This window comes from Caulobacter segnis (genome assembly GCF_003243465.1).
In the GTDB taxonomy this organism is placed as follows: domain Bacteria; phylum Pseudomonadota; class Alphaproteobacteria; order Caulobacterales; family Caulobacteraceae; genus Caulobacter; species Caulobacter segnis_A.
This window is the reverse complement of record NZ_QFQZ01000054.1, coordinates 1-22,723: the sequence shown is the minus strand read 5'-3', so window position 1 is coordinate 22,723 and position 22,723 is coordinate 1. Positions and strand designations below refer to the sequence as shown.

16 protein-coding genes and 1 pseudogene are annotated in these 22,723 nt (G+C 68.7%); 12 read left to right on the top strand and 5 right to left on the bottom strand.

Annotated elements, in window-relative coordinates; translation table 11 throughout:
- Positions 1–10 precede the first annotated feature (10 nt).
- From DI526_RS15855 to DI526_RS23425, 8 genes and pseudogenes are all read left to right on the top strand, one after another.
- The gene (locus tag DI526_RS15855; RefSeq protein WP_304279975.1) at positions 11–3,373 is read left to right on the top strand and encodes a glycosyltransferase; all 3,363 of its coding nucleotides are present in this window, start codon (positions 11–13) and stop codon (positions 3,371–3,373) included.
- A 240-nt stretch (positions 3,374–3,613) separates the two neighbouring features.
- Entirely contained in the window at positions 3,614–4,813 is a 1,200-nt protein-coding gene (gene sucC / locus DI526_RS15850; protein WP_304279972.1) for an ADP-forming succinate--CoA ligase subunit beta, read from the top strand.
- Complete coding sequence (sucD, locus tag DI526_RS15845) at positions 4,814–5,698, top strand: succinate--CoA ligase subunit alpha (RefSeq protein ID WP_304279970.1); 885 nt, start codon at positions 4,814–4,816, stop codon at positions 5,696–5,698. It abuts the gene before it with no gap.
- A gap of 176 nt (positions 5,699–5,874) precedes the next feature.
- The gene (locus tag DI526_RS15840) at positions 5,875–8,838 is read left to right on the top strand and encodes a 2-oxoglutarate dehydrogenase E1 component (protein ID WP_304279968.1); all 2,964 of its coding nucleotides are present in this window, start codon (positions 5,875–5,877) and stop codon (positions 8,836–8,838) included.
- 62 nt (positions 8,839–8,900) lie between these two features.
- Positions 8,901–10,127, top strand: coding sequence for a 2-oxoglutarate dehydrogenase complex dihydrolipoyllysine-residue succinyltransferase (gene odhB / locus DI526_RS15835; RefSeq protein ID WP_304279966.1), 1,227 nt, complete (start codon positions 8,901–8,903; stop codon positions 10,125–10,127).
- Between the two features lie 97 nt (positions 10,128–10,224).
- Positions 10,225–10,569 carry a DUF3088 family protein gene (locus DI526_RS15830; RefSeq protein ID WP_304279964.1) on the top strand — a complete coding sequence of 115 codons (345 nt, stop codon included), beginning with the start codon at positions 10,225–10,227 and terminating at the stop codon, positions 10,567–10,569.
- Positions 10,570–10,634: 65 nt separating this feature from the next.
- Positions 10,635–10,907: an antitoxin gene (locus DI526_RS15825; protein WP_304279961.1), complete on the top strand. Its 273-nt coding sequence runs from the start codon at positions 10,635–10,637 to the stop codon at positions 10,905–10,907.
- A pseudogene (locus DI526_RS23425) lies at positions 10,904–11,311 on the top strand (type II toxin-antitoxin system VapC family toxin). Before DI526_RS15825 ends, DI526_RS23425 begins: the two are co-directional and overlap by 4 nt.
- On the opposite strand, the gene DI526_RS15815 reads toward DI526_RS23425, so the two are convergent.
- Entirely contained in the window at positions 11,308–12,012 is a 705-nt protein-coding gene (locus tag DI526_RS15815; RefSeq protein ID WP_304279956.1) for an AcvB/VirJ family lysyl-phosphatidylglycerol hydrolase, read from the bottom strand. The pseudogene DI526_RS23425 and the gene DI526_RS15815 overlap by 4 nt on opposite strands.
- Positions 12,013–12,273: 261 nt before the next feature.
- Here DI526_RS15815 and lpdA point away from each other — a divergent pair, with 261 nt between their 5' ends.
- Both lpdA and DI526_RS15805 read left to right on the top strand, forming a co-directional pair.
- On the top strand, positions 12,274–13,674 hold the full coding sequence (lpdA, locus tag DI526_RS15810; RefSeq protein ID WP_304279953.1) for a dihydrolipoyl dehydrogenase: 1,401 nt from the start codon (positions 12,274–12,276) through the stop codon (positions 13,672–13,674).
- 195 nt (positions 13,675–13,869) lie between these two features.
- Positions 13,870–14,043, top strand: a complete 174-nt coding sequence (locus tag DI526_RS15805; protein ID WP_304279951.1) for a hypothetical protein — start codon at positions 13,870–13,872, stop codon at positions 14,041–14,043.
- A 90-nt stretch (positions 14,044–14,133) separates the two neighbouring features.
- Here the strand turns inward: DI526_RS15805 and DI526_RS15800 are convergent, their stop codons facing one another.
- The 3 genes from DI526_RS15800 to DI526_RS15790 all read right to left on the bottom strand — a co-directional run bounded on the left by DI526_RS15800 (position 14,134) and on the right by DI526_RS15790 (position 17,884).
- Complete coding sequence (locus DI526_RS15800) at positions 14,134–16,152, bottom strand: methyl-accepting chemotaxis protein (RefSeq protein ID WP_304279948.1); 2,019 nt, start codon at positions 16,150–16,152, stop codon at positions 14,134–14,136.
- Between the two features lie 140 nt (positions 16,153–16,292).
- Complete coding sequence (locus DI526_RS15795) at positions 16,293–17,207, bottom strand: tyrosine recombinase XerC (protein WP_304279946.1); 915 nt, start codon at positions 17,205–17,207, stop codon at positions 16,293–16,295.
- Complete coding sequence (locus DI526_RS15790) at positions 17,204–17,884, bottom strand: DUF484 family protein (RefSeq protein ID WP_304279944.1); 681 nt, start codon at positions 17,882–17,884, stop codon at positions 17,204–17,206. The genes DI526_RS15795 and DI526_RS15790 overlap by 4 nt, the downstream gene beginning before the upstream one ends.
- A gap of 123 nt (positions 17,885–18,007) precedes the next feature.
- On the opposite strand from DI526_RS15790, the gene DI526_RS15785 reads away from it, so the two are divergent.
- Together DI526_RS15785 and pstS are read left to right on the top strand one after the other, a co-directional pair.
- Positions 18,008–20,167 carry a primosomal protein N' gene (locus DI526_RS15785; protein WP_304279941.1) on the top strand — a complete coding sequence of 720 codons (2,160 nt, stop codon included), beginning with the start codon at positions 18,008–18,010 and terminating at the stop codon, positions 20,165–20,167.
- Positions 20,168–20,359: 192 nt separating this feature from the next.
- Entirely contained in the window at positions 20,360–21,364 is a 1,005-nt protein-coding gene (pstS, locus tag DI526_RS15780) for a phosphate ABC transporter substrate-binding protein PstS (RefSeq protein WP_304279939.1), read from the top strand.
- A 57-nt stretch (positions 21,365–21,421) separates the two neighbouring features.
- On the opposite strand, the gene DI526_RS15775 is transcribed toward pstS, so the two are convergent.
- Positions 21,422–22,723, bottom strand: a 1,302-nt coding sequence (locus tag DI526_RS15775; protein WP_304279937.1) for an MFS transporter, incomplete at its 5' end; no start/stop codon positions are given.

The following is a 22,723-nucleotide window of genomic DNA, read 5'->3' as shown; positions in this document are numbered from 1 at the left end:
AGCGACCTGAATGACCCCCGAAGACCGCCATATCTTTCACGATCCCACGGGCAAGCGTGAGCGGCGGGCCAAGCTCATCCTCGGGATCGTCATCTCGCTGGTCGCCGCCCTGGTGGCGGGCTTCGTGGCGACCCTGGCCTTCGCGCCGCGCCTGCCCGACGCGCCGCTGCGAGACCCGCACGTCCTGACCGCCCTGCACCAGGAGACGCCGCGCAAGACCAAGCCGGTCACGTCCTGGAAGCGCGTCCCGCGCCCCAAGGCCGCCCCCAACGGGGCCGCCGCGCGGCCGCTGTCGGTCGGCTTCTATGTCGACTGGGACCAGGACAGCCGCGAATCCCTGCGCCGCAACATCGACAAGCTGGACGTCGTCTCGCCGCAGTGGGTGGCGATCAAGGGCGCCGGCGGCGACATCGTGGTCAACGACGATCCGGAGGGCGCGGCGCGGATCGCCAACGCGCCCAACCATCCGGCCGTCCTGCCGCTGGTGCACAACTCGGCCAACGCCGAGTTCAACGGTCCGCTGGGCGACGCTCTGCTGAGCGATCCCCAGGCGCGGGCCAAGCTGATCGCCAATCTCAAGGACCTGGCCGCCCAGCGCGGCTTCGGCGGCTATGTGTTCGACTTCGAGGCGCTGTCGGACAAGGGCCTGGCCGCCTATCCCAAGTTCCTGACCGAGGCCCGCGCGGCCCTGCAGCCCGCCGGCCGCGAAGTCTGGGTCACCGCGCCCTTCGATGAGCAGGGCTGGCCGTTGAAGCGCCTGGAGCAGGCGTCCGACACCCTGGTGCTGATGGCCTACGACCAGCACTACGCCGGCGGCGATCCGGGGCCCAACGCGGGCCAGGACTGGTACCAGGCGGAGCTGGCCAAGCGGTTCGCCTCGCTGGACCCGACTCGCACGGTGCTGGCCCTGGCGGCCTATGGCTACGACTGGACGCTGAACAAGGACGGCAGCCGCGCGTCCGGCGCGCCGGCCACCTTCCACGAGGCCATGCGCAACGCCCAGGACGCCGGCGCCACGATCCGGATGGACCCGGACGTGCTCAACCCGACCTACGACTACACCGACGACAACGGCGACAACCACGTGGTCTGGTTCATGGACGCCGTCACCCTGTTCAACCAGGTCAAGGTCACCGATCCGTGGCGGCCGCGCGGCTACGCGCTGTGGCGGATGGGCATGGAGGACCCCGGCGTCTGGTCGCTGCTGGGCAAGCCGTATGGCCAGGCCTCGACCAGCGGCCTGATGACCCTGGCCAACGGCCAGGGCGTCGATTTCGACGGCGGCGGCGAGGTGCTGCGGGTCGCGGCCCTGCCGACGCCGGGCAAGCGCAGCCTGCAGGTCGACCCCGCGACCGGCCTGGTGTCCAACGAGACCTACGACGTCATCCCCAGCTCGTACGTCGTCGAGCGCTACGGCCAGCGCAAGGGCATGGTGGCCCTGACCTTCGACGACGGCCCGGACGGGCGCTGGACGCCGAAGATCCTCGACATCCTCAAGGAAAAGCACGCGCCGGCCACCTTCTTCGTGATCGGCCAGAACATGCAGCGCCGGCCCGACATCGTGCAGCGCGAGGTGGCCGAGGGCCATAATGTGGGCGGCCACACCTGGACCCACCCGAACATCGGCGAGACCCCGCTGCCGCAGGTTCAGGTCGAGCTGAACGCCACCCAGCGCCTTTTCGAGGTGCTGACCGGCCGCTCGATGCGGCTGTTCCGGCCGCCGTTCTTCGGCGACGCCGAGCCCTCGACGCCGCACGAGGTCGCCCCGCTCGTGATCGCCCAGACCCTGGGCTACACGACCGTCGGCCTGCGGATCGACCCGGACGACTGGAAGAAGCCCGCGCCGCAGGAGATCATCGACCGCACGCTGGATCGCCTGGACAATCCCGGTGACCGGCCCGGCCAGGTCGTGCTGCTGCACGACGCCGGCGGCGACCGCAACCACACGATCGAGGCCCTGCCCGGCCTGATCGACGCGATCCGGGCGCGGGGCTACAAGCTCGTCACCATCGGCGAGCTGGCCGGCATGACGCCCGAGCAGGCGATGCCGCCGACCTCGCGCAACGCGCTGGACCTGGCGATCGACCGTCTGGGCTTCGACTTCTTCCGCTGGACCCAGACCGGCATGGGCGCCCTGTTCATCCTGGCCATCTTCCTGGGCGTGGCGCGCCTGGTGTTCCTGGCCAGCCTCGCGCTGGTCCACCGCTTCTGGACCCATGAGGAGCCGGCGGACCTCGATTCCGCCAACGGGCCGCTGGTCAGCGTTCTGATCCCCTGCTTCAACGAGGAGAAGGTGATCGCCGCCTCCGTCGCGCGGATCCTGGAGAGCGACTGGAAGAACCTGGAGGTTCTGGTCCTCGACGACGGATCCAAGGACCGCACGGCCGACGAGGTGCGCAAGCACTTCGCCGACGATCCGCGCGTGACGCTGCTGTCGTTCGAGAACGGCGGCAAGGCGCGGGCGGTCAACCGGGGCCTCGCCGTGGCCAAGGGCGAATACGTGGTGGCGCTGGACGCCGACACCCTGTTCCCGCGCGAAACGATCGGCCGCCTGGCCCGCTGGTTCCAGGATCCGGACATCGGCGCCGTGGCGGGCAACGCCATCGTCGGCAACCGGGTCAACATCGTCACCCGCTGGCAGGCCCTGGAATATGTCACCGCCCAGAACCTGGAGCGGCGCGCCCTGTCGGCTCTCGGCGCGGTGACGGTGGTGCCGGGCGCGGTGGGCGCCTGGCGCAAGAGCGTGCTCGACGCCCTGGGCGGCTATCCCGCCGACACCCTGGCCGAGGACCAGGACCTGACCATCGCCTGCCAGCGCGCAGGCTGGAAGGTCGCCTTCGATCCCGAGGCCCGCGCCTATACCGAGGCGCCCGACACGGTCGGCGGCCTGCTGAAGCAGCGCTTCCGCTGGTCGTTCGGCACGCTGCAGTGCGTCTGGAAGCACCGCGCGGCGATGTTCAGCGCCAAGGCGCCGGTGCTCGGCTTCGTGGCCCTGCCGCAGATCTGGCTGTTCCAGATCATCCTGGCCGTGGCCGCGCCGCTGGTCGATCTGGCGGTGGTCTGGAGCCTGATCAGCGGCCTTTACGGCGCGATCGCCCATCCGGTGGAGTGGCGTCCCGACGACATGCTGCTGGGCCTCACCTACTGGGCGATCTTCATCGCCGTCGACCTGTCGGCCGGCGCTCTCGGCATGGCGCTCGAAAAAAAGGCGCCCTGGGCCGACCTGCCGTTCCTGCCCGTGCAGCGCTTCGGCTATCGACAGTTGATGTACTACGTGGTCGTCAAGTCGGTGGTGATGGCCGTCCGCGGCGGTCGCGTCGGCTGGGGCAAGTTGGAGCGCCGCGCGACGGTTTCGGTGGCCTCAGACGGGTGACGTCTGCGGCTTCTCGGCTGGACAACGTTGTCATTCACCGCAAGGGGTGGGACCGGTAACAATTTCGCAAGGTCAAGGCTTTCCCTTGCCGGGCGGGGGCAGGAGATGCGCGATGACCTCTCATCGAGGAAGATAAGCGCGCAAGCCTTCACCTTATCGTCCACACGCGGTTGCGCCTGCGAAATAGCGCTCCTATAACCCCGCCACATTTCAGAAAGCCGTCGTCGAGACCGGGCCCTCATGAACATCCACGAACATCAAGCCAAAGCCGTACTCGCCGAGTTCGGCGCCCCCGTGCCGCGCGGCTTCGCCGCCTTCACGCCCGATGAAGCCGCCGCCGCCGCCGAAAAGCTGGGCGGGCCGGTCTTCGTCGTGAAGAGCCAGATCCACGCCGGCGGCCGCGGCAAGGGCAAGTTCGAGGGCCTCGGCCCCGACGCCAAGGGCGGCGTGCGCGTCGTCAAGTCGGTCGAAGAGGTCAAGGCCAACGCCGCCGAAATGCTCGGCCGCGTGCTGGTGACCCACCAGACCGGCCCCAAGGGCAAGCAGGTCAACCGCCTCTACATCGAAGAAGGCGCGGCGATCGCCAAGGAATTCTACCTGTCGCTGCTGGTCGACCGCGCCTCGAGCAAGGTCTCGGTGGTCGCCTCGACCGAAGGCGGCATGGACATCGAGGACGTCGCCCACTCGACGCCCGAGAAGATCCACACCTTCACCATCGACCCGGCGACGGGCGTGTGGCCGACCCACCAGCGCGCCCTGGCCAAGGCCCTTGGCCTGACCGGCGGCCTGGCCAAGGAAGCCGCCTCGCTGCTGACCCAGCTCTACACCGCGTTCATGGCCAAGGACATGGCCATGCTGGAGATCAACCCGCTGATCGTGACGGCGGATGATCACCTGCGCGTCCTCGACGCCAAGCTGTCGTTCGACGGCAACAGCCTGTTCCGTCACCCGGACATCAAGGCCCTGCGCGACGAGAGCGAAGAAGACCCCAAGGAAATCGAAGCCAGCAAGTACGACCTGGCCTACATCGCCCTCGACGGCGAAATCGGCTGCATGGTCAACGGCGCCGGCCTGGCCATGGCCACCATGGACATCATCAAGCTGTACGGCGCCGAGCCGGCCAACTTCCTCGATGTCGGCGGCGGCGCTTCGAAGGAGAAGGTCACCGCGGCCTTCAAGATCATCACCGCCGATCCGGCCGTGAAGGGCATCCTGGTCAACATCTTCGGCGGCATCATGCGCTGCGACATCATCGCGGAAGGCGTCATCGCCGCCGTGAAGGAAGTCGGCCTGAAGGTTCCGCTGGTCGTCCGTCTGGAAGGCACCAACGTCGAACTCGGCAAGAAAATCATCTCGGAAAGCGGCCTGAACGTCATCGCCGCCAACGATCTGTCTGACGGCGCCGAGAAGATCGTCGCCGCTGTGAAGGGCGCCCGCTAAATGTCGGTTCTGATCGGTTCGCACACCAAGGTCATCTGCCAGGGCATCACCGGCGCTCAAGGCACGTTCCATTCCGAGCAGGCCATCGCCTACGGCACCCAGATGGTCGGCGGCGTCACCCCGGGCAAGGGCGGTCAAACGCACATCGGCCTGCCGGTGTTCGACACCGTCGCCGAAGCCAAGGACCGCACCGGCGCCGACGCCTCGGTGATCTACGTCCCGCCGCCCTTCGCGGCCGACTCGATCCTGGAAGCCATCGAAGCCGAGATCCCGCTGATCGTCTGCATCACCGAGGGCATCCCGGTGCTGGACATGGTCAAGGTCAAGAAGGCCCTGCAAGGCTCCAAGTCGCGCCTGATCGGCCCGAACTGCCCCGGCGTCCTGACGCCCGGCGAGTGCAAGATCGGCATCATGCCGGGCTCGATCTTCTCGAAGGGCTCGGTCGGCGTCGTGTCGCGCTCGGGCACCCTGACCTACGAAGCCGTGTTCCAGACCACGAACGCGGGTCTGGGCCAGACGACGGCCGTCGGCATCGGCGGCGACCCCGTCAAGGGCACCGAATTTATCGACGTCCTGGAAATGTTCCTGGCCGACGAAGCCACCCAGTCGATCGTCATGATCGGCGAGATCGGCGGCTCGGCCGAAGAAGAAGCGGCGCAGTTCCTGAAGGACGAAGCCAAGCGCGGCCGCAAGAAGCCGATGGTCGGCTTCATCGCCGGTCGCACGGCGCCTCCCGGCCGTCACATGGGCCACGCGGGCGCGATCGTCTCGGGCGGCAAGGGCGGCGCCGAGGACAAGATCGCGGCGATGGAAGACGCGGGCATCCGCGTTTCGCCTTCGCCGGCCAAGCTGGGCGAGACCCTGCTTGAAGTGCTCAAGGGCTAACTAGACACCGAAACCCCGCCTTGCGCGGGGCCCAGGTTTTTTGCGACCGCCAGTCGACGATCCGAAAAAATCACCTGGGCCCCGCCAAGCGACGGGCGCCCGGGCGATTGAGAGACTATATTTACGGGCTGTGCGGTAGCGCTCCCGTAAGCACCGGATCTGAAGGCGACAAATCCATGGCGGACGACGCAGGCATCATCAACCAGGTCTTGACCGAGACCAGCTTCCTCTACGGCGCCAACGCGGCGTTCGTTGAGGACCTCTACGCCCAGTGGGCGGAGAACCCCGCATCGGTCGAGCCCTCGTGGAACGCCTTCTTCTCCAGCCTGGCCGAACAGGCCGACCAGGTGAAGCGCGCGGCCCAGGATCCGGCCTGGACGCCCAAGAAGGTTCCGTCCGTCCGTCCGGACTGGCTGTCGGCCCTGGACGGCCAGTGGGCCACTGTCGCCCCCGCCGTCGAAGCCAAGATCGCCAAGGCCGTCGAGGGCAAGGCCCCCGGCTCGTCCGCCGAAGCCGTCCGCGCCGCCACGCTGGACAGCCTGCGCGCCATCATGATGATCCGGGCCTACCGGATGCGCGGCCACCTGGCCGCCAACCTCGATCCGCTGGGCCTGGAGCCGCCGAAGGCCGCTCCGGAACTGGATCCGGCCACCTACGGCTTTGCCGAGGCCGACTACGACCGTCCGATCTTCCTCGATTTCGTGCTGGGTCTCGAGACCGCCTCGATCCGCGAGATCCTCGACATCCTGCGCCGCACCTACTGCGGCAATGTCGGCGTGCAGTACATGCACATCTCCGACCCGGCCGAGAAGGCCTGGCTTCAGGAGCGCATCGAAGGCCGCGACAAGGAAATCACCTTCACCAAGGAAGGCAAGGTCGCCATCCTGAAGAAGCTGATCGAGGCCGAAGGCTTCGAGAAGTTCCTGCACAAGCGCTTCCCCGGCACCAAGCGCTTCGGCCTGGACGGCGGCGAGGCCATGGTCCCGGCCATGGAGCAGATCATCAAGCGCGGCGGCGCGCTGGGCGTGAAGGACATCGTCCTGGGCATGCCGCACCGCGGTCGCCTGAACGTGCTGGCCGCCGTGATGGGCAAGCCCTACAACGTCATCTTCCACGAGTTCCAAGGCGGCTCGTCGGTCCCCTCGGACGTCGAGGGCTCGGGCGACGTGAAGTACCACATGGGCGCCTCGTCGGACCGTGAGTTCGACGACAACAAGGTCCACCTGTCGCTGACCGCCAACCCGTCGCACCTGGAAATCGTCAACCCGGTCGTGATCGGCAAGGCCCGCGCCAAGCAGGCCTTCACCCTGCGCGAGCAGCCGGACGCCGGCCGCGGCCACGTGCTGCCGCTGCTGCTGCACGGCGACGCCGCCTTCGCCGGCCAGGGCGTCGTGGCCGAGTGCTTCACCCTGTCGGGCCTGAAGGGCTACCGCACGGGCGGCACCATCCACTTCATCGTCAACAACCAGATCGGCTTCACGACCAGCCCGCGCTATTCGCGCAGCTCGCCGTATCCGTCCGACGTCGCCCTGATGGTCGAGGCCCCGATCTTCCACGTGAACGGCGACGACCCCGAAGCGGTCGTCTTCGCCTCGAAGGTCGCGACCGAGTACCGCCAGAAGTTCGGCAAGGACGTGGTCATCGACATGTTCTGCTACCGTCGCTTCGGTCACAACGAAGGCGACGACCCGACCATGACGTCGCCGCTGATGTACCAGAAGATCAAGGGTCACCCGCCGACCCGCGAACTCTACGCCAGCCGCCTGGTCGGCGAGGGCCTGGTCACCCAGGCCGAGGTCGATGGCTGGGTCTCGGAATTCGAGACCTTCCTCGACAAGGAATTCGACGCGGGCAAGGCCTACAAGCCCAACAAGGCCGACTGGCTGGACGGCAAGTGGGCCGGCCTGACCCTGCCGGGCGACGAGGACCGCCGCGGCAAGACCGCTTACCCGAAGACCCGCCTGACCGAGCTGGGCCGCCTGATCACCACGATCCCGGACCGCATCGACGCCCACAAGACCGTCCGCCGCGCCATCGAGAACCGCCGCGACGCGTTCGAGAAGGGCGAGGGCATCGACTGGGGCGCGGCCGAGCACCTGGCCTTCGCCACCCTGCTCGACGAGGGCTATCCGGTCCGCCTGTCGGGCCAGGACTCGGTGCGCGGCACCTTCACCCAGCGCCACTCGGACATCATCGACCAGAAGACCGAAGAGCACTACACGCCGCTGAACAACATCCGTCCGGGCCAGGCGCACTATGAAGTGATCGACTCGGCCCTGTCGGAAGAGGCGGTGCTGGGCTTCGAATACGGCTTCTCGCTGGCCGATCCGAACACCCTGACCCTGTGGGAAGGCCAGTTCGGCGACTTCGTGAACGGCGCCCAGGTGGTGATCGACCAGTTCATCAGCTCGGGCGAGCGCAAGTGGCTGCGAATGAGCGGCCTGGTGATGCTTCTGCCGCACGGCTACGAAGGTCAGGGCCCCGAGCACAGCTCGGCCCGCCTCGAGCGCTTCCTGCAGTCGTGCGCCGAAGACAACATGCAGGTGCTGAACTGCACCACGCCGGCCAACTACTTCCACGCGCTGCGTCGCCAGATGAAGCGCGAGTTCCGCAAACCGCTGATCGTGATGTCGCCCAAGAGCCTGCTGCGCCACAAGCGCGCCGTCTCGAACCTGGCCGACTTCGCCGAGGGCTCCAGCTTCCACCGCGTGATGGTGGACGGCGCCGAGGCCGGCTGCGACGTCGGCGGGATCACGCTGAAGAGCGACGATCAGATCAAGCGCGTCGTCATCTGCTCGGGCAAGGTCTACTTCGACCTCGTCGACCAGCGCGCCAAGCTTGGCCGCGACGACGTCTACCTGCTGCGCCTCGAGCAGTTCTATCCGTGGCCGATGAAGTCGCTGATGAACGTGCTGTCGCGGTTCAAGAACGCCGACCTCGTCTGGTGCCAGGAAGAGCCGAAGAACATGGGCGGCTGGACCTTCGTCGATCCCTGGCTGGAGCTGACGCTGGACAAGCTGGACATCAAGGCCAAGCGCGCCAAGTACGTCGGTCGCCCGGCCTCGGCCTCGACGGCCGCCGGCCTGATGAGCCGCCACCTGAAAGAACTCGAGACCTTCCTCAACGAGGCCTTCGCGTAAGCGCGAAGGTTCTCCGCTAAACAAAACCCGCCGGACCAAGCAAGAGAGACTCGGAAAGCCCCATGGCCGACATCAATACGCCCGCCCTCGGCGAATCCGTCACCGAAGCCACGGTGGCGCGCTGGACCAAGAAGGTCGGTGAGGCCGTGAAGAAGGACGAGATCCTCGTCGAGCTGGAAACCGACAAGGTTTCGCTGGAAGTGGCCTCGCCGGCCGACGGCGTGCTGTCGGCCATCGGCGCCGCCGAAGGCGCGACCGTGGTTCCGGGCACGGTCCTGGGCGTGGTGACCGAAGGCGGCGCCGCGACGGCCGCTCCGGCCGCCCCGAAGGCCGCCGAAGCGCCGAAGCCCGCGCCGGCTCCGGCCGCTGCTCCGGCCCCGGCCCCCGCGCCGGTCGCCGCTGCTCCCGCCGCCGCGCCGGTCAGCCCGGCCCCGGCCCGCATCGCCGCCGAGACTGGCCTGGACCTCTCGAAGGTCGCCGGCACCGGCAAGGACGGCCGCGTGACCAAGGGCGACGCCCTGGCCGCCCTGGAAGCCCGCGCCTCGGCGCCGGCCCCGGCCGCCGCGCCGTCGGCTCCGCGTCCCGTGCATGAGCGCGAAGAGCGCGTGAAGATGACGCGCCTGCGTAAGACGATCGCCCGTCGCCTGAAGGAAGCCCAGAACACCGCCGCCATGCTGACGACCTTCAACGAGGTCGACATGAGCGCCGTGATGGCCCTGCGCGCCCAGTACAAGGACGTGTTCGAAAAGCGCCACGGCGTGAAGCTGGGCTTCATGTCGTTCTTCACCAAGGCCGTCGTGGCCGCGCTGAAGGCGATCCCGGACGTCAACGCCGAGATCGACGGCCAGGACATCATCTACAAGAACCACTACGACATCGGCGTCGCCGTCGGCACCGACAAGGGCCTGGTGGTTCCGGTCGTCCGTGACGCCGACGTGCTGAACCTGGCCGAGATCGAAAAGACCATCGGCGACCTCGGCAAGAAGGCCCGCACCGGCGGCCTGGCCATCGAGGACATGCAAGGCGGCACCTTCACGATCACCAACGGCGGCATCTACGGCTCGCTGATGTCGACCCCGATCCTGAACGCGCCGCAGTCGGGCATCCTGGGCATGCACGCCATCAAGGAACGCCCGATGGTCGTCAACGGCAAGATCGAGATCCGCCCGATGATGTATCTGGCCCTGTCCTACGACCACCGCGTCGTCGACGGCGCCGGCGCCGTGACCTTCCTCGTGAAGGTCAAGGAAGCCCTGGAAGACCCGCAGCGCCTGCTGCTGGACCTCTAAGAGACCCCGAGAAGCCCGCCCTCGTCGGCGGGCTTCTTTGCTTTTACGGCCCCGGCGTCCTACGTCGGGGCCGTTCGCATTTTTGGGACCTCGGACCATGGCCAAGGACACGCTCTATCTGCTGAAGCCGCATTTCGAGAAGGACGGCGCCCAGCGCTTCTGCCCCGATTGCGCGATGATGGAGGGCTATCTGGCGACCTATCCGGCGCTGCGCGACGCGCTGGAGATCGTTCGCGTCGACTACGCCCGCCCACGCGCTGCGCTCATTGAGCGGCTGGGCGAGGACCACCAGAACGCCCCGACCCTGATCCTGGCGCAGGCCGCGCCGGACGCCGGTCCGCACGGGGAGATCCTGTCGGCGAACGGCCTGTCGTTCCTGACCGACGCCCGGCCGATCACCCGCTACCTGGCGGCCAAGCACGGGCTGGCCGCGCCGCTCTAGATCCGGAGCGCGTTTGAGCTGCCGTCTTGAATGCTGTATTATCCGAGCGTAGATAGGACGGCCCCATGGGAAAGTTCGAGATCGCGCCGGCAAGGGCCAAGCTCTTCACGCACCGTGGCGGCCAGGCCGTTCAGCTGCCCGAAGGTTTTGCGTTCGAAGGCGCGGAAGTGCTTCTTCGCCGCGAGGGTAACGCCGTCATTCTGGAGCCAGCGACGGTGAAGCTGCCGCGAACGCGCGCCGAGCTTGAGGCCATGTTCGCGCGTATCGACGCCGAAGGCGGCGCCGATTTCCCCGCTCGTGATCAGCCGCCCATGCAAGAGCGTGACTTCGGCTGGTGACCCTGGCGCTCGATACGAACGTCTTTGTCGATCTGACCCAAGGACGGCGCCCCAAGGTCCGGGAGCGCTACATCGAAGCCGTGCTTGCCGCCGAACCCATGGCTGCCTCGGTGATCGTGCACCACGAACTGCGGTTCGGCGTATTCGCAAGCCGTGATCCTGAGGCAGCGGCCAGACATCTCGCCGACTTCTTACGGGATGTCGTCATTGAGCCGTTGTCCCAGGACGATGTTTAGGTCCCCGCCCGCATACGCGAAGCGCTTAAGCGCGCGGGTACGCCGATCGGTCCTTACGATCTCCTGATCGCTGGCCAAGCCCTGAATCGCGGTTGGATTTTGGTCACCTCGAACACGCGGGAATTTTCCCGGATCGAAGGCCCCTCCCTGCAAGACTGGTCGCTCTAGCGGCTCGCCGCCAGCACCGCCTCGCCCAGCCTGGCGTAGTCGCCGTCGAAGTGGTGGCCGCCGGGCAGGCGGATCTTGGCGACCTTGTCGTCGGGCAGGTCGGGGCAGATGTCGCGGCGTTCCTTGTCGCCGTAGACGCAGGTGATCTTCACGTCCTTCAGCGCGGCGATCGCCGGGGCGACGGGGAAGGAGTCGCGCGGCGCCAGGTTCAGCCAGCTGACGGGATGGAAGCGCAGGTCGCCGTCCGGCCCGGCGCCGATCAGCACCACGCGGCTGACCTGGGCCCGCACGTCCTGCGGCAGCTTCGGGATGATGGCGGGCAGGGCGTCGGCGCCGAACGAATAGCCGATCAGCACCACCTTGCTGCGTCCCCACTGGCGGCCATAGTCGCGCAGGTGGGTGGCCAGATCGATCGCCAGGTCGTCGGCCGTCCGGTCCTTGCGGAAATAGGCCAGCGAATTGATGCCGAGGGTCGGCACGCCGTTGTCCGCGAGGCGTCGCGCCACCTTCTGGTCCAGCGGCCCCCAGCCGCCATCGCCCGAATAGAGCACCGCCAGGGTGTCGCCCGCCTGGGTGCTGGACACGACGACCGGGCCGTTCCAGGTCGGGGTCGAGCGCGCGAAGGCGGCCGTGAAGGCGGAGGCGGCGACAAGGGCGGTCAGGGCCGCCGACAGGGCGATGAGGCGAGAGCGAGGCTTCATGACTTTAGGACGTCACGGCCGCGTGGCGCTCTCCAGGCGATCCAATGTCAAGCTTGTGGCCGTCCCCGAAGCGGGTCGCCGCGTCACCGGGCGCCAGCCGCCGTTCTCCTTGATTTTCAAGGCCGCGGGCGCCGAAAGGTGGTTCCGTTTTTAACACTCTGGTTCTAAGGAACACGCGCCTCCAAAGGTCTGACAAAACGGCCGGCGAGGCCCATATCTTGTCCGGCGCCGATCCCGGCGCGTCCTGAAGGCGATAGACCCATGGCTCAGTACGACGTCGTCATCATCGGTGGCGGTCCCGGTGGCTACAACGCGGCGATCCGCGCCGGCCAGCTGGGCCTCAAGGTCGCGATCGTCGAAGGCCGCGGCAAGCTGGGCGGCACCTGCCTGAACGTCGGCTGCATGCCCTCGAAGGCTCTGCTGCACGCCTCGGAACTGTACGCCGCCGCGACCGGTCCGGAATTCGCCAAGCTGGGCATCGAAGTGAAGCCGAAGCTGAACCTTTCGCAGATGATGGCCCAGAAGGCCGAGAGCGTCGAAGCCCTGACCAAGGGCGTCGAGTTCCTGATGAAGAAGAACAAGGTCGAGTACGTGAAGGGCTGGGGCCGCATCGACGGCGCCGGCAAGGTGGTCGTGAAGGCCGAGGACGGTTCGGAAACCACCCTCGAGACCAAGAACATCGTGATCGCCACCGGCTCGGAGCCGACCCCGCTGCCGGGCGTGACGATCGACAACAAGCGCATCATCGACTCCACCGGGGCCCTGTCGCTGCCGGAAGTGCCCAAGCGTCTGGTCGTGGTCGGCGCCGGCGTGATCGGCCTGGAGCTCGGCTCGGTCTGGAAGCGCCTGGGCGCCGAGGTCACCGTCGTCGAGTACCTTGACCGCATCCTGCCGGGCACGGACACCGAAGTCGCCAACGCCTTCCAGAAGATCCTGGTCAAGCAAGGCTTCAAGTTCCAGCTGGGCGCCAAGGTCACCGGCGCCGAGGCCGGCGCCAAGGGCGTCAAGCTCGGCTTCGAGCCGGTCGCCGGCGGCGACGCCCAGACGATTGAGGCCGATTACGTGCTGGTCGCCATCGGCCGTCGTCCCTACACGCAAGGCCTTGGCCTGGAGACGGTCGGCATCACGCCGGACAAGCGCGGCATGATCGCCAACGACCACTTCAAGACCGGCGTCGCGGGCGTGTGGGTGATCGGCGACGTGACCTCGGGTCCGATGCTGGCCCACAAGGCCGAGGACGAGGGCGTGGCCTGCATCGAGATGATCGCGGGCAAGGCCGGCCATGTGAACTACGGCATCATCCCGGGCGTGGTTTACACCAGCCCCGAAGTCGCCACGGTCGGCCAGACCGAGGACGAGCTGAAGGCCGCGGGCGTCGCCTACAAGGTCGGCAAGTTCCCGTTCCTGGCCAACAGCCGCGCCAAGATCAACCACGAGACCGATGGCTTCGTGAAGATCCTTGCCGACGCCAAGACCGATCGCATCCTGGGCGCCCACATGGTGGGTCCGAACGTCGGCGACATGATCGCCGAGTACTGCGTGGCTATGGAGTTCGGCGGTGCCTCGGAAGACGTGGCCCGCACCTGCCACCCGCACCCGACCCGCTCGGAAGCCCTGCGCCAGGCGGCCATGGGCGTCGAAGGCTGGACGATGCAGGCCTAAGCGCCGTCGTTTCTGTCCTAGAGTTAATTTTGCGCCCACTCGACCGGGCGTAGAGTGGCGGGGTTCCCTTCTCGGAGCCCCGCCATGTTTCTATCCGCGATCGCTCTAGCCAGCGTCTTGCAGGTCGTCCCAAGGACGATCCCGCAATCGCCGCCCGTCGCGCAGCGCACTGCGCCTTTGAGTTTTGCGAACGGGATGCGGGTCGACTGCGCCAGCGGACGGATCGAGCGCGCCGCCAAGCGCGCGCCCTCCACCAACTTCCGCCGGTTGGGCGAGGCGCCGGACGCCATCGGCCAGCGCGCCGTTCTTCGCCTGGTCGACGGATGTCCCACGGCCGTCCTGATCGTCCAGAAGCCTCTTCAGCCCTAGAAAAAAGGCCCCGCCGGGGGACGGGGCCTTGAAGTCGCTTCGGGGAGGAGGCGCCCCGCCAGGTGAGCGGGGCGCTACGCGTACTGGAGCCTAGAATTCTTCCCAGTCGTCCGACGAGGCGGCCGGCGCGGCCGAGCTCTTGGCGAAGCTGGCGACCTTGGCCTGGGCGGCGGCCACCGGGTTCAGGCCCGGACGGCTGGCGGCGGTGGCCGGGGCGGGACCCTTGGCCGGCGCCGGGGCCGGAGCGGGGCGCGACGGGGCGGGCGCGGGGCGGGTGGCCGCGCGGGCCGGGCTGGCGCTCGCGGACGGCGCGACCGCCTGGGCGCCGCCGACGCGGAAGCGGCTGATCATCTTCAGCAGGTTGCCACCCTCGTTCTTCAGCGAGTGGGCCGCGGCGGTCGACTGCTCGACCATGGCGGCGTTCTGCTGGACCGTCTGGTCCATCTGGTTGACGGCGGCGTTGACCTGGTTGAGGCCCGTGGCCTGCTCCTGGCCCGAGGCCGCGATCTCGCCGACCAGCGCGTCGATCTCGCCCACCTTCGTGACGATGGCCTGCAGGGCCTCGCCGGTCTGGCCGACCATGCTCACGCCTTGGTTCACCTGCTGACTGGAGGTCGAGATCAGGGTCTTGATCTCCTTGGCCGCGTCGGCCGAGCGCTGGGCCAGGGCCCGGACTTCCTGGGCGACGACCGCGAAGCCACGGCCGGCTTCACCCGCGCGGGCGGCCTCGACCCCGGCGTTCAGGGCCAGAAGGTTGGTCTGGAAGGCGATCTCGTCGATCACGCCGATGATCTGGCTGATCGACTGCGAGGATTTCTCGATCTCGTTCATGGCCTCGACGGCGTTGCGCACGACCACGCTGGAGCGTTCGGCGTCGCCGCGGGTCGAGCCCACGACCTTGGCGGCTTCCTGGGCGCCGGCCGACGAGCGACGCACGGTGGCGGTGATCTCGTCCAGGGCGGCGGCGGTTTCTTCCAGGCTGGCGGCCTGCTGCTCGGTGCGGCGCGACAGGTCGTCGGAGGCCGAGGCGATCTCGTCCGAACCGGCGCCGATGCTGCTGGCGGCGTGGACGATGGTCCGCATCGTCTCTTCCAGCTGCGTGATCGCGCCGTTGAAGTCGTTTTGCAGGCGCTTGTAGCTCTCGGGGAAATCCTGGTTCAGGCGATAGGTCAGGTCGCCCTCGGCCAGGCGGTTCAGGCCGTCGGCGATGATCTCCATGACCTTGGCCTGCTCCTGGGCGGCGGCCTGGGCCATTTCCTGGTTGCGGCGGCGTTCGGCCTCGGCCTCGGCATTGGCGCGGGCCTGGGCGGCCTCAGCGGTGCGCAGGGCCACGGCGTTGTCCTTGAACACCTGGACCGAGCGGGCCATGGCGCCGACCTCGTCCTTGCGGTCCGCGCCCTTCACATCAACCTCGACCGAGCCGCCAGCCAGGACCTCCATGGTCTTGGAGGTGGCGATCAGCGGGGCGGCGATCTTGCGCGAGCCGATCCACAGAGCCAGGACCAGGGCGGCGCCCGCGGCGATCAGACCGAACAGGATCGAGAAGATCGTACCGGCGGCCGCGGCCTTCGAGGCGTCGGCGACCATCGCCATGGTTTTGTCGTTATGGCTGTTGGTGAAGTCACTGACGTCATGAGTCAGCTTGGCGATGTCGGGATCGATCACCGCCATGACCATGATCGCCGCTTCATCGATGTTCTGCAGGCCCAGGTCCGCCCCTTGGCGCGCGTTGGTGTAGACCTTCTCCAGCCGCTGGGAGAAGTCGGCGACCGTCTTGGCCGACTCCGGTTCCAGCGTCTTGATCTCGGCCAGCAGTTCCTTGGCGTCCTTGTAGTTCTTGTCGATCTCTCCGCTGGCCTGCTGCGCGGAGGCCGAAGCGCCGTCATAGGCGACGGTTCGATAGGCGGAGTAGCCGATGGCCTGAATTCGGCGGTTGAAGCGAGACGACGCCAGTTCCGTCGGCGCGCGATGCTCGGCCAGCAGTCGAAGATCGCTCTCGATCTTTCTCGACTGCCACGCGCCCATGCCCACGATGGCGAGCGCCACCACGGTCAGGATCACGGCGGGCAGGGCGACTTTGGTCGAGATCTTCAGGTCGTCGAACTTCATGGTGGCCTCTCGCGGCGGCGCGGCTCCGGCGGACGGAGCGCGCATGTCTTGCGACCAGAAGCTGGGCCGGGCGTAAAATCGCGGTTAATGTCGGCTTCTCAACGCTTTAGCGCGACACTGCGCCACACGCGCGGAGGTAGCTAGGCCTTGGGATGCGCCGCCTGGTAGGCGGCCAGCAGGCCGGCGGCGTCGACCTGGGTGTAGCGCTGGGTGGTCGACAGCGAGGCGTGGCCGAGCAGCTCCTGGATCGCCCGCAGGTCCGCGCCCGCCCCCAGCAGGTGGGTGGCGAAGGCGTGGCGGAAGGCGTGCGGCGTCACCCGGTCCGAGAGCCCGAGGCGGCCGCGCAGGGCCTGGACCAGGGCCTGGACGTGGCGCGGCGACAGCGGCCCGCCGCGCTTGGCGCGAAACAGCGGCTCGTCGGGGCCCAGCACGAACGGCAGCTCGTCGGCATAGACGGCGACCGCGTCGCGCACCGCGTCCAGGACCGGGGCGATGCGGGTCTTGCCGCCCTTGCCGGTGATGCGCAGCGCCGCGCCCAGAGGGACGTCGCTCCAGGTCAGGGACAGGGCCTCGGAGATCCGCAGGCCGCAGCCCCACAGCAGGGTCAGAACCGCCTCGTCGCGGGCGGTCTCCCAGGGCTCGCGCTCGGTGTCGCCCGAGGCCTCGGCGATCAGGTCGCGGGCCTGGTCCTCGGAGACGGGGCGGGGCAGGCCGATCTTCAGGCGCGGCCCGCGCACCAGGCCGATGGCGGCGTTGGCGACGCCGTGGCGCTGGTCGACATAGCGGTGGAAGGCGCGGATCGAGGACAGGGACTGCGAGATCGAGCGCGGGGCCAGGGCGTCCTCGCCCTGGCGGCGAGAGGCCAGGTAGCCGCGCAGGTCGGCGGCCGAGATCTCGCCCAGGGCCGCGACGCTCAGGGCTTCGCCCCGATGCCGCTCCAGGAAGTTCAGATAGGCCAGGACGTTGTCGCCATAGGCCCGCACCGTGCGCGGCGAGGCCCGGCGCTCCAGCGTCAGGTAGTCCAGCCAGGCGGCGAGGGCCTGGCGAGCGGTCATAGGACCGGCCAGCGCTCGGCGGTGCGCTCGACCACCCGGCCCAGGAAGTTCACCAGCTCCGTGCCCATGTCCGGGGTGAAGGCCTCGGGATCGGTCGAGCCGAAGGCCAGCACCGCCTCGCGGCGCGGCTCCCAGATCGCCATGCGCACCAGGGCCATGCTGCGGATCAGCTCGGCCTTGTCGCCGAACAACGGCAGGGCGGGGGCGAAGAAGCCCATGCGGGCGATGGGGGCGTCGCCGACCAGCATGTCCGCCTGGCCTTCGGCCAGGGCGCGCCAGCCGGCGGGCACGCGCTGCGGGCCCTCCAGGGCGATGACGCCGGCGGCGAGGCCAAAGCGCAGCACCGACAGCTCGTCGACCCGGCGGGCGAGATCGGAGTGGTTGCGGGCGTCGAGCATGTCGATCACCGCCGCGTGGGTCTGGGCCTGGGCCGAGTAGTTGGCGCGGGCGTTGGCCTCGATCGCTTGGCGGGCCAGGGCCTCGCGCTTGTGGGCGGCGGCCACCTTGGCCAGCGCCGCCGGCCCGAAGTCGAGCACGTTGCGGGCGTCGACCTTCAGGCCCAGCTCCCCCAGCAGGTCCTCGTCCTGGCGGAGGAAGTCGGGCGCCGTGCGCAGGAAGGCCCGCACGCTCTCGGCGTCGACCGTCGTCTTCTTCGCCGCGCGAGTCGCGTCGCTCATGATTGCCCCGAGGTTCGTAAACTGACGGCCCGATCAAGCCTGAAGACGGTTAACGGGGTCTTGATGCGCGGGGCGGGCGGGGCTCTCGACCTGGGGAGCGTTTCGCGGCAGAAGCTTGGGCCCATGCCGCGTATCGCCTCCGTCCTGCTGCCGATGCCCTTGCCGGAGGCCTTCGACTACGCCGAGCCGGAAGGCCTGGACCTGGCCGTCGGCGATCACGTCGCCGTACCCCTGGGGCCGCGGGTTATCCGGGGCGTGGTCACCGCCCTGCGGGACGGGACGGGCGGCAACCGGCCGCTGAAGGTGGTGCAGGGCAGGGTCGACGATCCGCCGCTGCCGCCGGGCGTGCTGACCTTCGTCGAGTGGGCGGCGCGCTATTCGGTCGATGTCCCCGGCTGGCCCCTGGCCATGGCCCTGCGCGGCCTGCGCCATCCGCCGCCCAAGCCCGACAAGGTTCTGGTCCTGACGGGCGCGCAACCCGCGCGGATGACTCCCGCGCGTCTGAAGGTGATCGCGGCGGCCGAGGGCGCGAAGCTGTCGAGCTCGGCGCTGGCCTCCGCCGCGGGCGTCTCGGCCGGCGTCGTGAAGGGGCTGGTCGACGAGGGCGCGCTGGCCGTCGACTTCGTCGAGCCGGAGCGCGGCCTGCCGCAGCCCGATCTCTCCCTGCCCCCGCGCGCGCTCAATCCCGGCCAGGCGGCCTGCGTCGCGGTGCTGAAGGAGATGCTGGACGCCGGCGGCTTCCAGGCGGCGCTGCTGGACGGGGTGACCGGCTCGGGCAAGACCGAGGTCTATCTGGAGGCCGTGGCCGAGGCGCTGAAGGATCCCGAAGCGCAGGTGCTGGTGCTGCTGCCCGAGATCGCCCTGACCCAGGCGGTGATGGCCCGTTTCGAGCAACGGTTCGGGGCGATCCCGGCCGAGTGGCATTCGGGCGTCTCCCCGCCGCGCCGTCGCCAGGTCTGGGAAGCGGTGGCCAGCGGGAACGCCCGCATCGTCGTCGGCGCCCGCTCGGCCCTGTTCCTCCCGTTCCGCAAGCTGCGGCTGGTGGTGGTCGACGAGGAGCACGACGGCTCGTTCAAGCAGGAGGAGGGCTTCATCTACCAGGCCCGGGACCTGGCCGTGGCGCGCGCCAAGATCGAGGGGGCGAGCGTGCTCTTGGCCTCGGCGACGCCGTCGCTGGAGAGCCTCTACAACGCCCAGGCCGGCCGCTATCGCTGGCTGCGGCTGTCGGCGCGACACGGGGCGGCGCAGCTGCCCGACATTGGCCTGATCGACATGCGCCAGACGCCGCCGGAGCCCGGCCGCTGGCTGTCGCCGCCGCTGATCAAGGCCATGGCCGTGACCCTGCAGCGCGGCGAGCAGGCCATGCTGTTCCTGAACCGGCGGGGCTACGCGCCCCTGGTCCTCTGCCGGGCCTGCGGCGAGAAGATGAAGTCGCCCGACACCGACAGCTGGCTGGTCGAGCACCGCTACACGGGGCGCCTCGTCTGCCACCTGACGGGCTTCTCGATGAAGAAGCCCGAGGCCTGCCCGCACTGCGGGGCCAAGGACTCGCTGGTCTCGATCGGTCCGGGCGTCGAGCGCGTCGAGGAGGAGGCGCGGCACATCTTCCCCGACGCGCGGGTGGCGGTGTTCTCGTCCGACACCGTGATGGACGCCGAGGCCGCCAAGACCCTGGTGGCCAGCATGGCGGCCGGTGAGATCGACATTCTCGTGGCCACCCAGGCCGCCGCCAAGGGTCACAACTTCCCGAACCTGACGCTCGTGGGCGTGGTCGACGCGGACCTGTCCTTGCGCGGCGGCGACCTGCGGGCCGGCGAGCGAACCTTCCAGCTGTTGGCCCAGGCGGCGGGCCGCGCCGGACGTCATGAGAAGCCTGGCCGCGCCCTCTTGCAGACCTACGCCCCCGACCACGCGGTGATGCAGGCGCTGGCGGCCCAGGACCGCGACGCCTTCGTCGAGGCCGAGATGGCCATGCGCCAGGAGGCGGGCCTGCCGCCGTTCGGACGGCTGGCGGCCTTGATCGCCTCTGGGCCCGACGCCGCGGCGCTGGAGGCCTATGTCGAGGCGCTGGCGGCGGTGATCCCCAACGCCGAGGGCGTGGAGGTGTTCGGGCCCGCCGACGCGCCGCTGTCCCTGGTGCGCGGCCGCCGCCGCAAGCGGTTTCTGGTGCGGGCCGAGCGCAATGTCGACCTGCAGGGCTTCATGGCCGCCTGGCGGGCCCGGACCAAGATTCCGAACTCCGTGCGGGTGGTGATCGACGTCGATCCCTACAGTTTCCTGTAGGCGTCCCCCAGTCTGGGTCCTGGCTGTCATTTGTCCGAAAAATATCAGTAAAACAAACGATTAACCTCGTCTTTCTGCGTCCTTGGGTCACATTTCGTGTCTCGGCGCGCGCCTCCAATGTCTGGCTGCCGACGGTGCGAGGATCGCGCCGCGAAGGAAGGTCAACGCCTTCCGAGCTGGAGGAAATTCGAGATGAAGTCGCTCGCTGTATCGGTGGCGTTCGCGCTTGGCTTGGCCGTGGCGGGATCGGCCGCCGCCCAGTCCGCCGCGCCGCTCTCAGGCTCGGGCGGTTCGATCCAGGCGCCGCTGTTCAAGGCGTGGATCGCCAACTACCAGAAGGACGGGGGCAAGCCGATCGCCTACCAGGGGCAGAATTCCGCGTTCGGCATCAGCCAGATCGAGGCCAAGGCCGCCGACTTCGGTGTCACCGCCATGCCGATCTCCGACGCCGACCTGAAGGCCAAGGGCCTGTCGCAGTTCCCGTTCGTGATCAGCGGCACCGTGCTGGTGACCAATGTGCCGGGCCTGGAGAGCGGCAAGCTGAAGCTGGACGGCAAGGCCCTGGCCGACATCTTCATGGGCAAGATCGGCAAGTGGAACGACCCGGCCCTCAAGGCGCTCAACCCCGGCCTTGATCTGCCTGACTGGCCGATCACCGTCGCCCACCGCACCGACCCGGCCAGCATGACCCTGCTGCTGACCAGCTATCTGTCGTCGGTCAGTCCGGAATGGAAGGCCGGCCCCGGCGCCGGCGAGACGGTCACCTGGCCGGCGGGCCTAGGCGGCAAGGGCAACGCCGGCATCAGCGAGATCATGTCCGGCACCATGGGCACGATCAGCTATGTCGAATACGCCTACGCCCTGGATCACAAGCTGGACCTGGTGGCGCTGAAGAACCGCGACGGTGTCTTTGTCGCCCCGTCGCCGGCCGCCTTCTCGGCCTTCGCCGCCGCCGCGCCCTGGACGGCCAGCAAGGGGTTCGGCGTGCAGACGCTGGATCAGTCCGGCAAGGGAACCTGGCCGCTGGTGCTGGTCAGCTATGGCCTGCTGCGCGACGACGCCGATCCGGACCGCGCCAAGCGCGTGCGCGACTTCTTCCGTTGGGGCTACCAGAACGGCGACGCCGACATCACCGCCCTCGGCTATGCGCCGGTCCCGGCCTCGGTGAAGGCCGCGGTCCAGGCCAAGTGGAAATAGACGCTCCTCGGCGCACGCCCAGACAACCGGACAGACCCCGGGGCTTTTCCTTGGCCTTCAGTTCGTCGGCTCGGCCTTGTCCAGAACCGGCGCCTCGCCGACCGGCTGGCGCGAGCGCAGGGGCAGGGCGGGGATGAACAGGATGGTGACCAGGGCCAGGACGATCACCGCCACGGCCGCGACCATCACGCCGCTGACCGCGTCGACCAGGGCGCGCTGAAGCACCGGATCGGCGTGGGCCGCCTGGCCCTGGGCGGCGGCCTTGACCGCCATGCCTTCCAGCGCGCCGAGATCCAGGCCGCCGCCGGGCAGGTTGGCCAGCCGCGCGGTCAGCAGGGCGCCGGCCAGGGCCGCCCCGACCGTCGAGCCGATCTGCCGGAAGAACTGGTTGGCGCTGGTGGCCACGCCGATGTCGCGCGGATCGACCGCGTTCTGGGTGGCGATGTTGAACAGGCTCTGGCCGGGGCCTAGGCCCAGGCCGACGAACGCCAGAAGACCGCACAGCAGCGCCAGGCCCTGGATCTTCGACAGGTCGTGCAGCAGGAACACCGACACCAGCAGCAGGGCGGCGCCCGCCACCATCAGCGGCTTGTACTTTCCGGTCTTGGTCACCAGCTGGCCGGCCACGGCGCTGCCGACGATCAGGCCCGCCATCAGCGGCAGCATGGTCATGCCGCTGATCGTGGCGGGGACGCCGCGACCCAGCTGCAGGAACAGCGGCAGGAACATCACCACGCCCATGAAGGCCATGGAAATCAGGAAGCCGGCCAGGTTGGCGGTGGTGAACACCCGGTTCTGGAACAGCCGCATCGGCAGGATCGGGTTGGCGACCTTGGTCTCGGCGACCACGAAGCCGACCAGAGCCACGGCCGACAGGGCGAACAGGCCCAGGGTCCGCGGATCGTCCCAGGCGAAGCTGTGTCCGCCCAGGCTGAGCGCCAGCAGCAGCGGCACGAAGGCGCAGATCAGCAGGGCCGCGCCCAGGAAGTCGATGCGGCCGGCCTGGCGATGCTCCAGCGGCGGCATCTTCACGATGACCATGAAGAGGGACAGCAAGGAGAGCGGCAGGTTGACGTAGAACACCCAGCGCCAGCCGGCGATGGTGTGGGTCCCTAGCTGGATCGTGCCGTGGTCGGTGAAGTAGCCGCCGATGATCGGCCCCAGCACGCTGGCCAGGCCGAACACCGAGCCGAAGATGCCGGCGAACTTGCCCCGCTCGCGCGGCGGATAGAGGTCGGCGATGATCGCGAAGGCGGTGGTGAAAAGCGCCCCGCCGCCGATCCCCTGCAGGGCGCGGAAGACGATCAGCTGCACCATGCCCGGTACGCCCGCAACGGTTCCGAACTCGCCCGAGATTCC

Coding starts and splice junctions, on each gene's coding strand:
- DI526_RS15805 (WP_304279951.1), top strand. CDS start 13,870: ATGCGGGTCGACTGCGCCAGCGGACGGATCGAGCGCGCCGCCAAGCGC.
- DI526_RS15795 (WP_304279946.1), bottom strand. CDS start 17,207: ATGACCGCTCGCCAGGCCCTCGCCGCCTGGCTGGACTACCTGACGCTG.
- lpdA (WP_304279953.1), top strand. CDS start 12,274: ATGGCTCAGTACGACGTCGTCATCATCGGTGGCGGTCCCGGTGGCTAC.
- DI526_RS15830 (WP_304279964.1), top strand. CDS start 10,225: ATGGCCAAGGACACGCTCTATCTGCTGAAGCCGCATTTCGAGAAGGAC.
- odhB (WP_304279966.1), top strand. CDS start 8,901: ATGGCCGACATCAATACGCCCGCCCTCGGCGAATCCGTCACCGAAGCC.
- DI526_RS15825 (WP_304279961.1), top strand. CDS start 10,635: ATGGGAAAGTTCGAGATCGCGCCGGCAAGGGCCAAGCTCTTCACGCAC.
- DI526_RS15815 (WP_304279956.1), bottom strand. CDS start 12,012: ATGAAGCCTCGCTCTCGCCTCATCGCCCTGTCGGCGGCCCTGACCGCC.
- DI526_RS15855 (WP_304279975.1), top strand. CDS start 11: ATGACCCCCGAAGACCGCCATATCTTTCACGATCCCACGGGCAAGCGT.
- sucD (WP_304279970.1), top strand. CDS start 4,814: ATGTCGGTTCTGATCGGTTCGCACACCAAGGTCATCTGCCAGGGCATC.
- DI526_RS15790 (WP_304279944.1), bottom strand. CDS start 17,884: ATGAGCGACGCGACTCGCGCGGCGAAGAAGACGACGGTCGACGCCGAG.
- pstS (WP_304279939.1), top strand. CDS start 20,360: ATGAAGTCGCTCGCTGTATCGGTGGCGTTCGCGCTTGGCTTGGCCGTG.
- DI526_RS15800 (WP_304279948.1), bottom strand. CDS start 16,152: ATGAAGTTCGACGACCTGAAGATCTCGACCAAAGTCGCCCTGCCCGCC.
- DI526_RS15840 (WP_304279968.1), top strand. CDS start 5,875: ATGGCGGACGACGCAGGCATCATCAACCAGGTCTTGACCGAGACCAGC.
- DI526_RS15785 (WP_304279941.1), top strand. CDS start 18,008: ATGCCGCGTATCGCCTCCGTCCTGCTGCCGATGCCCTTGCCGGAGGCC.
- sucC (WP_304279972.1), top strand. CDS start 3,614: ATGAACATCCACGAACATCAAGCCAAAGCCGTACTCGCCGAGTTCGGC.